Origin of the sequence: Corynebacterium sp. Marseille-P4321 (assembly GCF_903645305.1) — a bacterium.
Classification (GTDB): Bacteria; Actinomycetota; Actinomycetes; order Mycobacteriales; family Mycobacteriaceae; genus Corynebacterium.
The window spans coordinates 447,115-461,659 of record NZ_CAHJXO010000001.1 but is presented as its reverse complement, the minus strand read 5'-3'; the positions used below and the strand labels follow the sequence as shown (position 1 = coordinate 461,659).

The window sequence follows — 14,545 nt, the reverse complement described above, 5'->3', positions numbered from 1 at the left end:
ATCTACGCGTCTTTCTGAATGCGGCGGACAAGGTCTGCGTTGGGGTTACCGTCCGGCAGGCCCAACGGGTAGGTGCCGGAGAAGCATGCCGCGCAGAGGTTTTCTGCCGGCTGGTTGGAAGCTGCGATCGTGTCCTCCAGCGGCACGAACGCGAGCGAGTCAGCCCCGATCATGGTGCGGATGGATTCCGAGATCGCCTCGTCCGAATCCGTGCGGCCGTGGTTGGCGATGAGCTCGCCGGGGCTAGCGAAGTCAATGCCGTAGAAGCACGGCCACTTCACCGGCGGGGACGCGATGCGCACGTGCACGCTCGCCGCGCCTGCTTCGCGCAGCATGCGGATAAGCTTGCGCTGGGTGTTGCCGCGCACGATGGAATCGTCCACCACCACGAGGTCCTTGCCCTCGATCACCTCGCGCACCGGGTTGAGTTTCAGGCGCAGACCCAGCTGGCGCAACGTGTCCGAGGGCTGGATGAAGGTGCGGCCCACGTACGCGTTTTTCATCAGGCCCTGCTTGAACGGGATGCCGGAGGCCTCCGCGTAGCCGATCGCGGCCGGGGTGCCGGACTCCGGCACCGGCATGACCAGGTCCGCCTCGACCGGGTTCACCTTGGACAGGCGGCGGCCGATCTCAATGCGGGATTCGTTGACGCTGCGTCCCTCAATCACCGAATCCGGGCGCGCCACGTAGACGTACTCGAACACGCAGTGCGCGCGCGGCGTCTCGGCGAAGCGCTCGGAGCGCACCCCGGATTCGTCGATAGCCACCATCTCGCCCGGCTCGATGTCGCGCACGAACGACGCGCCCACGATGTCCAGCGCGCACGTCTCGGAGGCCACCACCCAGCCGCCGTCGAGGCGACCCAGTGACAGCGGGCGCACGCCGTGCGGGTCGCGCGCGGCGTACAGCGTGCGCCCGTCGGTGACCATGAAGCAGAACGCGCCTTGGACGCGCGGGAGGAGCTCACGGGCCGCGTCGGCAAGCGTGCGCCCCTCCGTCATCAGATCCGCCAGCAACGCCGACACCACAGCCGTGTCAGAGGACGAGCCCTGCCCCTTCACCCCGTTTGCGGAGATGAGCTTCTTCTCAATCGCCTCGCGCTGCAGCTCCATGTAGTTGGTCAAGTTGCCGTTGTGCGCGAGCGCGATGTCCGTGCCGTTCGGCGCGGTGCGGAACATCGGCTGAACGTTTTCCCACTCGTTGCCCCCGGCCGTGGAGTAGCGCGTGTGCCCAATCGCCACGTCCCCCTGCAGCGCTTCCAGAACCGGTTCGTCGAACACCTGGCTCACCAGGCCCGTGTCCTTGAACACCACCAGGTTGTCCCGGTCGCCCACCGCAATACCGGCACCCTCCTGGCCACGGTGCTGCAGGGCGAACAGGCCGAAGTACGTCATTTTCGAGACGTCTTCGCCCGGTGCCCAGATGCCGAAGACGCCGCATTCTTCGCGCGGGGTATCCCGCTCAAGATCCATTTGCACGCCCCTTACTGTATCGGAGAACGCCTACGTCAGGGCAATCACGGGAAGGCCCGCAGCTATCTCGCCCGCCCGCGATCCGGACGCATCCACTGCCCCGTTTTTCACCGCTTCGTCGAAGTTGAGCTGGCCCGTTGCAAGCGCGAGCCACGTGCGCGAATCAGTCTCCACCACGTTGGGAGGGGTGCCGCGGGTGTGCCGGGGACCGTCGATAAGCTGCACTGCGACAAAAGGCGGCACGCGCAACTCCACCGAATGCCCCGGCAGCTCAGCCGCGAGTGTGCGCGCGGTGGTACGCACCGCTAGGGCGAGCTCGCTTCTCGACGGCTCCGCTGCCCCCTCTCCTCCCCTAATCCACCCCTCGACCGCCTTGACGGCGCTGCGGGTGGCGGCTGGATCGATCTGCTGCTTCGGTGCCATGCCCGCCCATATTATGGTGTGCCCCATGGCTGATACCCCCGAAACCGCCCCAGCTGCGACTGTGGCTGAAGAACGCTCCCCGCAACTGACCCTGCGCTTCATGGCCTCGCCCACCGACGTGCTCACCGCCGGCTCCCACGGCGTGTCCGGCGGGCGCGTGCTCGAATGGATCGACAAAGCCGCCTACGCCTGTGCAGCGCAATGGTCCGGCACCTACTGCGTGACCGCCTACGTGGGGCACATCCACTTCACCCGCCCCATCCCGTCGGGCCACATCGTTGAGGTGCGATCCCGTATCGCCATGACCGGGCGGACCTCCATGCACATCGTCAACGAGGTGCTCTCCGCCGACCCGCGCGAAGGCGTATTCACCCGCGCCTGCGACTGCCTTGTGGTCTTCGTGGCCAAGGACCCGGAAACCGGCGCGCCGACCCCGGTACCCTCGTTCCACCCCACGGACTCCGAGGAGATCCGCGTCGCCGAAGCCGCCAAATCCCGCATCGGACTGCGCAAGGCCATCGAAGAGGAGATGCTCAGCCAGACCTACACCGACGATTCCACCGCGCCCCGCATCATCCACCGCTTCATGGCAAAGCCCACGGACGTGAACTGGGGAGGCAACGTCCACGGCGGCACCGCCATGGAATGGATCGACGAAGCCGGCCTGGCCTGCACCATGGAATGGTCCGGCGAGCGCACCGTGGCCGTCTACGCGGGCGGCATCCGCTTCTACAAACCGGTGCACATCGGCGACCTCATCGAAGTTGACGCGCGCCTGACCCGCACCGATTCACGCTCCAACCACGTCTCGGTGCACCTGCGCGCCGGCGACCCGCGCGGCGGGCGCGACGCGTTGGAGAACGCGATCCACGCCACGTTCACCTACATCGGTATCGACGTGGACGGCAACCCGCTGCCCGCCCGCCAGTTCACCCCGGTCACCGACGAGGACAAGCGCCTCTGGGAGCACACCCAGACGCTGAAAGACCTGCGCGGACAGTACGAGCCGGTGCCGCTGGTGGAGCCGCAGCCGGCCGCGCAGCGGTTGGATTAGGTCGGCTGTAGTGACAAAAATCTGAGCTCTTGTTTCCCATCGCGGGGAACAAGAGCTCAGACGTTTAGTTGGGTCAAGCAGCGAGTTAGACCGCGGCGTTGGGTGCCGTGGCGGTGCCGAACTCCTTAGGCATGGTTGCTGCCCAGGCGCCCGCGAGCTCGCTTACCGCAACCTCGTCGTCGCCGAAGCGGATGATGCCGTCCTGCGTGGTCCGACCAACCACAGCTGCCGGGATCCCGGCGGCTACAGCGCGTTCCACAGCGGTATCTGCACGCTCCGCAGTGACTGCGATGAGCACGCGGGACGCAGACTCTGCGAACAGCGCGGTGAACGCGTCATCGTGCACGGCCTCGAGGCTGAGCTCCGCACCCTTGTCGGAGCCGAGCAGCATCTCGAACACCGCCTGCGATAGTCCGCCTTCAGACAGGTCGTGCGCAGCGGAAACACCGGTCTGCGCAGCGGGGCTGGAAGTGAAGAACTCGGCCAAGCGCTCCTCGTTTGCGAGGTCGACCTGCGGCGGCAAGCCCGCGAGACCCTGGCCGGAAATGTCCTGCCACACGGAGCCGCCGAACTCCGGCTTCGTCTCGCCGAGGAGAATCAGGGTGTAATCCTCATCCCCCGCCGGCAGTGCGTGCGGGATCGCGTCGGCGACGTTCTCGATCACGCCGAGGACGCCGACCACCGGGGTCGGCAGGATAGCCGTGTCGCCGGTCTGGTTGTAGAAGGACACGTTTCCGCCGGAAACCGGGATGGTTAGCTCCGCGGCGCCGTCGGCAAGCCCGTGCACCGCTTCGCGGAACTGCCACATCACGCCCGGGTCCTCCGGGGAGCCGAAGTTCAGGCAGTTCGTCACTGCCACCGGGCGGGCGCCGGTAACGGCGACGTTGCGGTACGCCTCCGCAAGCGCGAGACGCGCGCCCGTGTTCGGGTCGAGGTAGGTGTAGCGGCCGGACGCGTCAGCGGACACCGCGACGCCGCGGCCGGACTCCTCGTTGATGCGCAGCACGCCCGAGTTGGCGTACTTCGCCTGCACGGTGTTGCCGCGCACGTAGCGGTCGTACTGCTCGGTGATGAAGTCGCGCGAGCACAGTGCTGGCGACGCCACCATGTCCAGCCAGGTGCTCTTCAAATCCGCACCCGTGTTGATCTCGGTGTTGGCCTGTACAGCGTCGAGCCACTCCGGACGCTCGAAGGGGCGCTCGTAGACCGGGCCTTCGTCGATAGTGCTCGGCGGAGCATCTACGACGATCTCTCCGTTGTGGTACACGAGCAGGCGATCTGCGTCGGAGGTGACCTCGCCGATTACCGCGGCGTTGACGTCCCACTTCGCGCAGATTTCCATGAACTTGTCCACGTTCTCCGGGGTGACCACAGCGCACATACGCTCCTGGGACTCGGAAGCGAGGATCTCCGCGGCAGACATGTTCTCTGCGCGCAACGGCACGGCATCGAGGTTGACCGTCATACCGCCGTCGCCCGCCGCTGCGAGCTCAGAGGTGGCGCAGGACAGGCCGCCGCCACCGAGATCCTGGATGCCCACGACAACGCCAGCGGCGTACAGCTCGAGGCAGCACTCGATGAGCACCTTCTCGGCGAACGGATCGCCAACCTGCACGGCCGGAAGCTTGCGCTCTTCGCCCTCCTCGAACGTGGCGGATCCCAGCACGGACACGCCGCCGATGCCGTCGAGGCCGGTGCGGGAGCCGAACAGGATCACCTTGTTGCCGGTACCGGACGCGAACGCAAGGTGGAGGTCCTCAACCTTCAACGTGCCGACACACAGCGCGTTGACCAGCGGGTTACCTGCGTACGCCGCATCGAAGACCGTTTCGCCGCCGATGTTGGGCAGGCCGAGGCAGTTGCCGTAGCCGCCGATGCCGTGCACCACGCCCGGCAGGACACGCTTCGTATCATCCGCGTCAAGCGGGCCGAAGCGCAGCTGGTCCATCACCGCAATCGGGCGAGCACCCATGGCCATAATGTCGCGGACGATGCCGCCGACACCCGTGGCCGCACCCTGGTACGGCTCCACAAAGGATGGGTGGTTGTGGCTCTCCACACGAAAGGTCACCGCGTCGCCCTCACCGATGTCCACCACGCCGGCGTTCTCACCGATGCCGGCGAGCAGCTTGGAGGCCATCTCGTCGGTCATGGTCTGACCGAAGTAGCGCAGGTGCACCTTGGAAGACTTGTAGGAGCAGTGCTCCGACCACATCACCGAGTACACGGTGAGCTCCGCGTCCGTCGGGCGGCGGCCCAGAATGGCCTTGATCTTCTCGTACTCGTCCGTCTTCAGCCCCAGCTCGGCGTAAGGCTGCTCGAGCTCCGGGGTGTCAAACGCGTTTTCAACAGTGTCGTTATGCACGGTCATGGTGTTTTACGCTCCGATCTTCGAGATGGCGGCGATAACAGAGTCGAATAGGCCAAGCCCGTCGGTGGACGGGCCGGTGAGCGTCTCGATGGCATGTTCCGGGTGCGGCATGAGACCAACCACGCGGCCGGTCTCGTTGGTCACGCCTGCAATCGAGTTGATAGAGCCGTTGAAGTTGTCCGTGTAGCGGAACACCACGCGGCCTTCCTTCTCCAGCGCCTCGATGGTCTCCGGCGCAGCCTGGAAGCGGCCCTCGCCGTGCTTGGCGGGCACGTAGATGCGCTCCCCCAGCTGTCTCGTCCACGCCGTATCATGGTTCGCCACCTCGAGGTAGGTATCCACACAGTGGAAGTCCAGGTTCTGGTTGCGAGTCAAAGCGCCCGGTAGCAGGCCAGCCTCGGTGAGAATCTGGAAACCGTTGCAGATGCCCAGCACCGGCATGCCTTTGCCCGCAGCCTCAACCACGGCACCCATCATGGGCGCCTGGGCCGCGATGGCGCCGGAGCGCAGGTAGTCGCCGTAGGAGAACCCACCCGGCACAACAACCGCGTCCACGCCAGTCAGATCATTGTCCGCGTGCCACAGGGGCTTCGCCTCCGCCCCGGCGAGACGGACGGCACGCAACGCGTCAACGTCGTCAAGCGTGCCCGGGAAAGTAATTACGCCGATGGTTGCGCTCATCGAACAACCTCGAAGTCCTCGATCACGGTGTTCGTCAGCAGCGTTTCGGCCATGCGCTCGAGCTCAGCGTCGGTGACAGAATCGTCCACCTCAATCTCGAACCGCTTGCCTTGACGCACGTCCGCGACGCCGTCGACTCCGATACGCCCCAGTGCGCGCAGCACCGCCTGACCCTGCGGATCAAGAATTTCGGCCTTGGGCATGACATTAACCACGACACGTGCCATGAGAATCCTTCATTTCGTCAGAGGTGGAAAGACGTCAGTGAGTATATCGGACACCCCGACACGGCCTGAAACCTTGATCACCTGTATGGATCACAATTGAAATCCGTTTTCATTAGTGGTTTGATTGTTGCTTGCGAGGCGATTACGCCCGTGGAACTGCTTGATCCAACCGATTGGAATTCTCGATGAAATCCCACCAACTTCTCCGCCTAATAGGTGTTACAACGGTCACCGTTCTCACCACCTCTGCGCTGGCAGCTTGCTCTTCCGACAGCTCGGGGGCCGATCAGCATGAAGCACCCCAAGAAGCAACACAGATCGTGGCCACCACCGGAGTGTGGGCTGATGTCGCATCGGCGGTGACGGGCAATGAGGTGGAGGCGATCATTTCCGATAGGTCCATCGACCCGCACCACTTCGAACCGAGCGCGAAGGACCTCGCGCGGGTTCGCGGGGCAGAGACGGTCGTTGCGAACGGCGGTCACTACGACGCCTCGCTGTACACCGTCGCCGAGCAGGACCGCATCATCCACGCGGCGCCATTGCTCATGGACGGCACCGCGCACGACCACGACCACGCCCACTCCGCGACCCCCGAGTCCTTGGACGAGCTCGAGCACATCTGGTTCTCGCCGGAGAAGGTCAAGGAAGTCGCCCTACAGATTCAGGACCGCGTCGGCGGCGACGCCACCAAGGTGACGGAACGCATGGGCGACGTCGAGACCCGCCTGAAGTCGCTTGAGCACGCCCACCTCGCGATGACGGAGCCAATCGCCGCACCGCTGGTGTGGGGCACTGAGCTGCACGACATCACACCGGAGGGTTACATGCACGCGGCGTTGAACCACTCAGAGCCCTCCGTGTCCGACATCGCGCAAATGATGGAGCTGATTGAAAGCGGCACGCTGGACCTGCTCGTGGTGAATCCGCAAAGCACCAACGGCGCCACGGAGCGCCTGGCCAAGGCGGCGCAGGACAACGACGTGCCGGTCGTGGAGATCCGCGAGACCCTGCCGGAGGGTGTGGACTTCCTGGACTATTTTGAGCAGATTATCGACGAGATCGAGGCGACCGTTCAGAAAGCAGATCCGCTCCCGGATACTGAACTGCCGCAGCCGAAGAATTAGACTCCCTCAAGTGATTCTGCAGTTCAACAACGCGGCGGTGGATCCGCTGTGGTCAGGCCTTAGCCTGGCCGTCGAGCGCGGCGAGTTCATCGCGGTGCTCGGGCCCAACGGGGTGGGCAAGTCGACGCTGCTCCACACCATTTTGGGCACGCGTCGCCTCACCCGCGGCACCGTCGATGTTCGCGGGCGCGTGGGGTTCATTCCGCAGCAGTCCATGTTCCCGCCGGATCTGCCTGTGCGCGGGCGCGATTTGGTTTCCCTGGCGATGGCGCCGAGGTCAAGGGGGAAGGTGGCGCGCGAAGCCGTCGATAAGCTACTTGCTCTTGTGGGGGCAGAAGGGTTTGCGGACCGGCGCGCGGGCCTACTTTCGGGCGGGCAGCAGCAGCTCATCCGCCAAGCACAGGCGTTTGCGCAGGAACCGGAGCTTTTGCTTGCCGACGAGCCCCTCCTCTCACTCGACCTCGCCCGCGAGCGCGAAACCGTCTCCCGGCTCGCCGAAAGCGATGCCGCCGTGATGTGCGTGACTCACTCCATCAACCCGTTCCTCGGTGTGGTGGACCGCGTGCTTTACCTCGGCCCGAAAGGCCACGTGGTGGGCACCGTGGGCGAAGTGATGCGCTCGGAGGTGCTCAGCGAGCTCTACGGTACGCGCGTTGACGTGGTGGAAGTCGATGGACGGATGGTGGTCCTATGAGCTGGCTCGCCTCCGCGTGGGACACCACGACAGAACTTCTGACACTCGACTTCGTGCAGGTCACCCTTGTCGCTTGCGTGCTGCTGGGCATTCTTTCCGGCGTGATGGCGCCGCTGATCGTGCTACGGCAAATGTCGTTTTCGGTGCACGCGACCTCAGAGCTCGCGCTCATGGGAGCCTCGGCCGCCCTGCTGTTCGGCCTGAATGTGGGGCTCGGTGCGGTGGCCGGTGCAATCGTGGCCGCTGTCGTGCTCGCCGCCTTGGGGTTCCGGGGCCAGCAGGACTCCGCGGTGGGCGTGGTAATGAGCTTCGGCATGGGACTGTCCGTGCTGTTCATCCACCTCTACCCTGGCAATTCCAACCGGGCGCTTTCCCTGCTCACAGGCCAGATCGTGGGCGTGTCCGGGCAGAACCTAATCATGCTGGCTGTCACCGCTCTACTCGTGGTGGCCGCGGTGGTGGTGCTGTGGCGACCGATGCTGTTCGCCTCCGCTGACCCCGTGATGGCCGCCGCGTGCGGGGTGCGCGTGCGCACCATGTCGCTCATCTTCGCGGTGCTGGTGGGCATAGCGTCCGCCCAATCCGTGCAGATTGTGGGCGCCCTTTTGGTGATGTCCTTGCTCATCACCCCCGGCGCGGCCGCCGCCCAGATCACCGCAAACCCGGTGCACGCGGTGTGGTGGTCGGTACTGTTCGCGGAAGTCTCCGCGGTCGGCGGCATGATCCTCTCCCTCGCGCCCGGAGTGCCGGTGAGCGTGTTCGTCGCGTTCATCTCCTTCGGCATCTACCTGGTGTGCCGCCTGATTGGCCGCGTGCGTGGTCGGCGGATTCGCGTGGCTGCGGGCCGGTCGGGTGCTGGGGGTGGTGCGGGCCAGTCGGGTGCGGGGACGCTGTAGCCGCGCCTAGCGGTACTCCCGGTAATCCGCAGGTGTAGCCCCCGCAGACGCCGCGGCCTCCGCCGCCGCCAGGAAATCGCGGCGCACCTTCTTCTCCCCCAGCTCGCGCCCAGATACCGACAAGCGGATCGTGTTGCCCTTCTCCGCGCCGCGCTCAGCAGCTTTGATCACGTTACGGCGCCACCACTTCGCGGCACCGTAGCCCTCGCCCACCGAAAGGTTGCGCGCCTGGGCGAACTCGCCGTGCGCCAACTGGTAGATCCCCTTCGTCGAGGCCGCAACTCGGAAACCGAACTCCGGCAGTACTGCGAGCGTGCCGTCGGACATGCGCCAGCGGGGTGGCGCGAACATGTCTAGTTCGAAGCCTTGCGCCTTCATCTGGCGGGTTGCGCCTTTCAACCGCAGCCTAGCTTCATGGTCGCCGAGGTTCGCGAACTCGGACCGGCGCCCCTGCACCGGCTGATCGAACCCGTTGAGCATCAGCGCACGCCGCTCAGCCTGCTCCAAAAGCCAATTTTTGGTCTTTTTGTCGCTGGCCAGGTGCCACTTCTTGTCGATGTGGGGTGCCACCAACAGTGACACCGGCACCCCCTCGCGGTCGAGGTCGCGGGTGAGGCTGGAAACGTCGCCGAGCGTGGCGTCGAAAATCGAGGAAATCGAGACGAGCAGGCGACCAGGCATGACAAACATTGTCGCACAGCGCAGGGGATCCCGCGCTGCGTGTGGGGTGGCGGTGGGGCGCGGAGCTCGTCGATAAGCAAATTGCTCGAACGGGTGTTCTAGTCAAGAAAAGTTGCGTCTTTGCGTGTTCTATATTGATTCCAACAAGTTCGTAAGAAGCGCAAACACCGAGGTAAGGAGGTGAAAATGAGCACCGCAATCAACCAGTCCGTAGACAAGATCGCCGACGGTTTGAGCGAGCTTGCGAGCCACCTCTCGCAGCCCGACGCCCTCCACCTGCTCGGCACGCACCAGGCGATGGAGCGCCTCCATGAGGTACTGCCACTGCTTTCCAACATCAACGTTGCGTTTGCGTACGTTTGCGAGCGCGATAAAGCCGGAACCCTCGTGGGCGCCAACCACGCCGTGGAATACCTCACCGAGCGCCTCGGGATGTCGCGCAGCCAGGCCTTCAACCTGCTGGAACAAGCCCGCCTGATCTGGGGCAAGCCCAACGTGCCGGAGCCTGAGCCGGCCGAAGACGCAGACGAGGCCGAACGCAAGCGCCAGGAGGAAGAAGCAGCCCGACGCCGCCGCGAAGCGGAGGAGGCTCAAGAACGGGCCCGGCGCGCCGCCGCCCAGGCGAGCGAGGAGAAGAAACGCATCATCACCCAAGCGCTCAAGCAGCTCAACGAGCACGCCGACCCCGGCGCCGAAACGATCATGGCCCAAGCGCTCGAAGCCGCCGACACCATGACACCGGAAGAACTGCGCAAGTATGTGACCAACCTCGTCTCGCGCGCCAACAAGAAGGGCAAGGATTACGAGGGGAAGAAGGATCCGCTCGCGGCCTGGAAGAAGCGCGGCATCTGGCTCGGCGCTCCCGACGCCGACGGGGGATCCGAACTCAAGGGATACCTCGATGCCGCGTCCCGCGCGCTTCTCGAAGCCGCCCTCGCGGCCGGCGATCACCTCGGCTCAAACATGGATGGCGCCGACGCCGCCGACCGCGACACCCGGCGCAAGCACCAGCGCCGCTGCGACCAGCTCGATGAAATCCTGCGTCGCTACGGCAGCGCATCTTCGGCGGCGCGGGGCGGGGTGGGCACCGTGGTGATCACGTTGACGCTCGAGGACCTCCTCGGGGCCGATGCCTACACCCAATTCACCACGAACACCTCAGTGTCCCTCACGCCTATAGACATCGTCCGCCTCGGGCTGGCCGGAGACAGCTTCCTCCTTCAGCTCGACTCTGCAACAGGCGTGCCGCTGTCCCTCGGCCGCGCCCGTTTCGCCTCTGTCGGCCAGCGTCTCGCGCGGCATCGCCATGCAGGGAGTGTGCGCCTGGAACGGCTGCACCAAGCCCGGTGTGGAGCTGGAGGCACACCACCTCGAATCGTTCCTCAGAGGCGGGCTCACCAGCATCGACAACATGATCCTCCTGTGTCGCGAACACCACATGTGCAACAACGACGCAAGAAACGGCGAAGGCAACAAAGGCTACTTCGACCGGGATCCAGACTCCGGCGACGTGATATACCAACCCGCCGGCGGCGGGCCACCTCGGCGCCCCACCACCTACCAGTACCAGGAATCACCAGGTCAGCGACATGCCGCGAAGGCAAGGGCGAAGCACCCGCCCACCGAGCGCCACCGACCCGACCCCGTGCTGTTCGAATGTAAGCCGCGGCCCTAAACCGGGGTTGGGGCCGGGCGGCCTGCTGGGTTGGTGGGGCTGGGTCGGGTGGGGCTAGGCAGGGTGGCTACTTGCCGGTTTCCATGTTGCCCGAATTCACCGCGCCCGAATTCACCGCGCCCGGCTCCACCGCGCCCGGCTCCACCGCGCCCGGCTCCACCGCGCCCGGCTCCACCGCGCCCGACTTCACAAGCGTCCAGGCGTACTCGAACCCGGTCTGCTTCCACTTCGCGTACCTGCCGGAAACGCCCCCGTGCCCAGCGGACATCTCCGTCTTCAGCAGGATCTCGCCGCCGGTGGCCACTTCGCGTAGCTTCGCCACCCACTTCGCGGGCTCGACGTACAGCACGCGGGTGTCGTTCAGGCTGGTCACGGCAAGGATATCCGGGTAATCCTGCGCCACGACGTTTTCATACGGCGCGTAGCCCGACATGTAGTCGTAGACCTCCGCGTCGTGGTACGGGTCGCCCCACTCCTCCCACTCACCGACGGTGAGCGGCAGCTCCGGCTTCAAAATAGAGGTCAGTGGGTCGACGAACGGCACGATCGCCTGGATGCCCGCGAACTTCTCGGGCGCCAGGTTCGCCACGGCGCCCATGAGCAGCCCGCCAGCCGATCCGCCCTCGGCCACGAGCTGGTCGTAACTGGTCAGCCCCAGCTCCACCAAGCGGTCGGCGGCGGCGATGAAATCGGTGAACGTGTTTTTCTTGTGCAGCATCTTGCCGTGGTCGTACCAGGTGCGGCCCATTTCGCCGCCGCCGCGCACGTGCGCACACGCCCACACCATCCCGCGGTCCAGCAGCGACAGCCGCGCCACGGAGAAGTAGGGGTCGGTCGACGCTTCGTAGGAGCCGTACCCGTAGAGCAGTGCAGGAGCATGCTTATCGACGCCCACTCGGCGCACCACACTCACCGGCACCTCCGTGCCGTCCTCGGCGGTGGCCCATACGCGGAACGCCTCATAGTCGTCCGGGTTGTAACCGCCTTGCACCTCCTGTTCTTTCAGCAACGTGAATTCGCCGGTAGCTACGCGGTAGTTCAACACCTGCGACGGTTGGGTGAACGACGTGTAGCCGACCCGCACCACGGGCGCGTCCCACTCCGGGTTGCCGCCCAAGCCTGCGGAGTAGAGCTCTTCGGAGAACTCGAGTTCTGTAAACGGCGCGAACTCGCCGCCGGTGAGGTCTGACACCGCGATGCGGGGGATGCCGCCGCGACGGTATCCCATGAACATGAAGTCGCGGTAGGTGTCGATGCCTTCGATGCGCATCGTGTCGGAATGCGGCACGAGTACGTTCGCGTCACGCAGGTCCGGCAGGGGGCCCTCAACCGGAACTGCGGAGACGGCGAAGTTCGGCCCGCGCGTGTTGTGCGTGACCACCCAGAACTCCTCTTCCCCGCCGTTTTCGCCCGCGAGGACCGCGAGGTCCGGGTGGTACTCCACTCCCGGTTCGCGCTGCCAGAGCACCTCGAACTCCGCCGTGGGATCGGCAAGCGGCGCGACGCGGTATTCGCTGGTCAAAGAGGACGATGCGACGATCATCAGGTAGCGCTCCGAGCGGTCCGCCCCTACGCCAACGCCGAACTTCTCGTCGTCCTCCTGGTGCACCAGCACGTCCTCATCCGCGGCGGTGCCCACCTTGTGGCGCCACACCTGGAACGGCCGCCACGCGTCATCCACGCGCACGTAGAACAGGTAGTCCTCCCCTGCCCAAGTGGCGCCGTAGAAGATGCCGTCGAGCTGGTCGTCGAGCAACTCGCCGGTTTCCAGGTTCTTGATGCGCAGCGTGAAGCGCTCGTCGCCTTCCGTGTCGTAGGAGTACGCCAAGAGCCGGCCCGAGGTAGACACAGAGGACGCGCCGAGCGAAAAGAAGTCGTGCCCCTCGGCGAGCACGTTGACGTCGAGAAGCACCTGCTCCTGCGGCATCGAATCGGTGACCTCCGGCGGCGCCCACGGGTCCGAGCCCTCCTCAACCGGCACGCGACACGAGATGCCGTAGCTCTTGCCCTCGATCGTGCGGCCGTAGTACCACCAGTCGCCCTGGCGCTGTGGCACGGACATGTCCGTTTCCTTGATGCGGCCTTTGATCTCGGCGTAGATGTCGTCCGCCAGCGGCTGGAAGCTGGCGGTGCGCTCGTTGGTGTAGGCGTTTTCCGCCTCGAGGTACGCGACAGTTTCCGGATTTTCCTTATCGCGCAACCACTCGTAGTCGTCCACGAACTCGCGGCCGTGGAACGTGCGGGTAATCGGATGTTTTGCTGCCTTGGGTGCGTCCATGGGACGCCAGCCTACGCGCTAGCCTCGGCAAGCCTCCGCGAACCTCCGCTCCGTTACGCGCCAACCCCCGGCCAGTCTGCGAAGCGCCGCCCCGAGAGTCGCTCGTAGGCCTCGATGTAGCGTTCGCGGGTGGCCTCCACCACGGAGCCTGGCAGCTCCGGCGGCTGGGTGCCCTCGTCCGGGTCCCAACCTGATTTCGGGCTGGTGAGCCAGTCGCGCACGTACTGCTTGTCAAAGCTCGGCTGCGTTTTGCCCTCCTCGTACTCATCCGCTGGCCAGTAACGCGAGGAATCCGGGGTGAGCACCTCGTCCGCCAGCACGATGTTGCCTTCGGCGTCGCGGCCGAACTCCAGCTTCGTGTCGGCCAGGATGATGCCGCGCGAGGCCGCGTACTCCGCGGCGCGGCTGTAGATCTCCAGGGTGCGGTCGCGCAGTTCACCGGCCAGCTCGGCTCCGAGCTTGCCAGCCATCTGCTCGAAGGTGACGTTGATGTCGTGGTCGCCTTGCTCCGCCTTCGTCGCGGGGGTGAAGATCGGCTCGGGTAGCTTCGACGCTTCGGTGAGCCCCTCCGGCAGCTTTACGCCGCACACCATCCCGGCGGCGTCGTACTCTTTCTTGCCGCTTCCGGTGAGGTAGCCGCGCGCCACGCATTCGAACGGCACCATGTCCAGCTTCTGCACCACGATCGCGCGGCCGAGCACTTCCTCGGGGATGCGTGGGTCATCGATCGGCCCGGCGAGGTGGTTCGGGATGTCTTCGAGCAGCTCGAAGAAGAACATCGCGGTCGCGGTGAGAATCCGCCCCTTGTCCGGGATGGCGGGCTCAAGCGAGTAGTCGTAGGCCGAGATACGGTCGGTGGCCACCATGAGCAGGGTCTTGTCGTCCACCTCGTAGATCTCGCGGACTTTGCCGCCGGAGAGGTGGGTGTAATCAGAAAGCTCTGGACGCATGCGCGTTAGTATATTC

At 65.3% G+C, this 14,545-nt stretch carries 13 protein-coding genes and 2 pseudogenes; 6 read left to right on the top strand and 9 right to left on the bottom strand.

What is annotated here, in order from left to right:
* Window positions 1-2 precede the first annotated feature (2 nt).
* Entirely contained in the window at window positions 3-1,472 is a 1,470-nt protein-coding gene (purF, locus tag HWX32_RS01870) for an amidophosphoribosyltransferase (RefSeq protein WP_075466230.1), read from the bottom strand.
* A 30-nt stretch (window positions 1,473-1,502) separates the two neighbouring features.
* Window positions 1,503-1,895, bottom strand: coding sequence for a sterol carrier family protein (locus HWX32_RS01865; RefSeq protein WP_175934513.1), 393 nt, complete (start codon window positions 1,893-1,895; stop codon window positions 1,503-1,505).
* A gap of 25 nt (window positions 1,896-1,920) precedes the next feature.
* Here HWX32_RS01865 and HWX32_RS01860 point away from each other — a divergent pair, with 25 nt between their 5' ends.
* The gene (locus HWX32_RS01860) at window positions 1,921-2,949 is read left to right on the top strand and encodes an acyl-CoA thioesterase (RefSeq protein ID WP_175934512.1); all 1,029 of its coding nucleotides are present in this window, start codon (window positions 1,921-1,923) and stop codon (window positions 2,947-2,949) included.
* 85 nt (window positions 2,950-3,034) lie between these two features.
* Here HWX32_RS01860 and purL read toward each other — a convergent pair whose 3' ends face one another.
* From purL to purS, 3 genes are read right to left on the bottom strand one after another with little or no spacing between them, the layout of a single operon-like run.
* Window positions 3,035-5,320, bottom strand: a complete 2,286-nt coding sequence (gene purL, locus HWX32_RS01855; protein ID WP_175934511.1) for a phosphoribosylformylglycinamidine synthase subunit PurL — start codon at window positions 5,318-5,320, stop codon at window positions 3,035-3,037.
* Between the two features lie 6 nt (window positions 5,321-5,326).
* Window positions 5,327-6,001: a phosphoribosylformylglycinamidine synthase subunit PurQ gene (purQ, locus tag HWX32_RS01850; RefSeq protein WP_175934510.1), complete on the bottom strand. Its 675-nt coding sequence runs from the start codon at window positions 5,999-6,001 to the stop codon at window positions 5,327-5,329.
* Entirely contained in the window at window positions 5,998-6,228 is a 231-nt protein-coding gene (purS, locus tag HWX32_RS01845; protein WP_075466238.1) for a phosphoribosylformylglycinamidine synthase subunit PurS, read from the bottom strand. Before purS ends, purQ begins: the two co-directional genes overlap by 4 nt.
* A 320-nt stretch (window positions 6,229-6,548) precedes the next feature.
* Between purS and HWX32_RS01840 the strand changes: the two genes are divergently transcribed.
* Genes HWX32_RS01840 through HWX32_RS01830 form a run of 3 tightly spaced genes read left to right on the top strand, consistent with a single transcriptional unit; the run spans window position 6,549 to window position 8,945 of the window.
* Window positions 6,549-7,355 carry a metal ABC transporter solute-binding protein, Zn/Mn family gene (locus HWX32_RS01840; protein ID WP_175934509.1) on the top strand — a complete coding sequence of 269 codons (807 nt, stop codon included), beginning with the start codon at window positions 6,549-6,551 and terminating at the stop codon, window positions 7,353-7,355.
* Window positions 7,356-7,365: 10 nt separating this feature from the next.
* On the top strand, window positions 7,366-8,049 hold the full coding sequence (locus HWX32_RS01835) for a metal ABC transporter ATP-binding protein (protein ID WP_175934508.1): 684 nt from the start codon (window positions 7,366-7,368) through the stop codon (window positions 8,047-8,049).
* Window positions 8,046-8,945: a metal ABC transporter permease gene (locus tag HWX32_RS01830; protein ID WP_175934507.1), complete on the top strand. Its 900-nt coding sequence runs from the start codon at window positions 8,046-8,048 to the stop codon at window positions 8,943-8,945. Before HWX32_RS01835 ends, HWX32_RS01830 begins: the two co-directional genes overlap by 4 nt.
* 6 nt (window positions 8,946-8,951) lie before the next feature.
* Here HWX32_RS01830 and HWX32_RS01825 read toward each other — a convergent pair whose 3' ends face one another.
* Both HWX32_RS01825 and HWX32_RS11370 read right to left on the bottom strand, forming a co-directional pair.
* A complete protein-coding gene (locus tag HWX32_RS01825) occupies window positions 8,952-9,626 on the bottom strand; it encodes a DUF2334 domain-containing protein (protein ID WP_175934506.1) in 675 nt (224 codons plus the stop codon).
* 129 nt (window positions 9,627-9,755) lie between these two features.
* On the bottom strand, window positions 9,756-10,577 hold the full coding sequence (locus HWX32_RS11370) for a hypothetical protein (protein WP_175934505.1): 822 nt from the start codon (window positions 10,575-10,577) through the stop codon (window positions 9,756-9,758).
* Window positions 10,578-10,932: 355 nt separating this feature from the next.
* Here HWX32_RS11370 and HWX32_RS11365 point away from each other — a divergent pair, with 355 nt between their 5' ends.
* A complete protein-coding gene (locus HWX32_RS11365; protein ID WP_368485897.1) occupies window positions 10,933-11,301 on the top strand; it encodes an HNH endonuclease in 369 nt (122 codons plus the stop codon).
* A gap of 94 nt (window positions 11,302-11,395) precedes the next feature.
* A pseudogene (locus tag HWX32_RS11360) lies at window positions 11,396-11,449 on the top strand (hypothetical protein); the annotation flags it as partial.
* 21 nt (window positions 11,450-11,470) lie between these two features.
* Here the strand turns inward: HWX32_RS11360 and HWX32_RS01810 are convergent.
* Window positions 11,471-13,579 (bottom strand): annotated as a pseudogene (locus HWX32_RS01810) (S9 family peptidase); the annotation flags it as partial.
* A 53-nt stretch (window positions 13,580-13,632) separates the two neighbouring features.
* Complete coding sequence (locus HWX32_RS01805; protein WP_075466323.1) at window positions 13,633-14,529, bottom strand: phosphoribosylaminoimidazolesuccinocarboxamide synthase; 897 nt, start codon at window positions 14,527-14,529, stop codon at window positions 13,633-13,635.
* Between the last annotated feature and the right edge of the window lie 16 nt (window positions 14,530-14,545).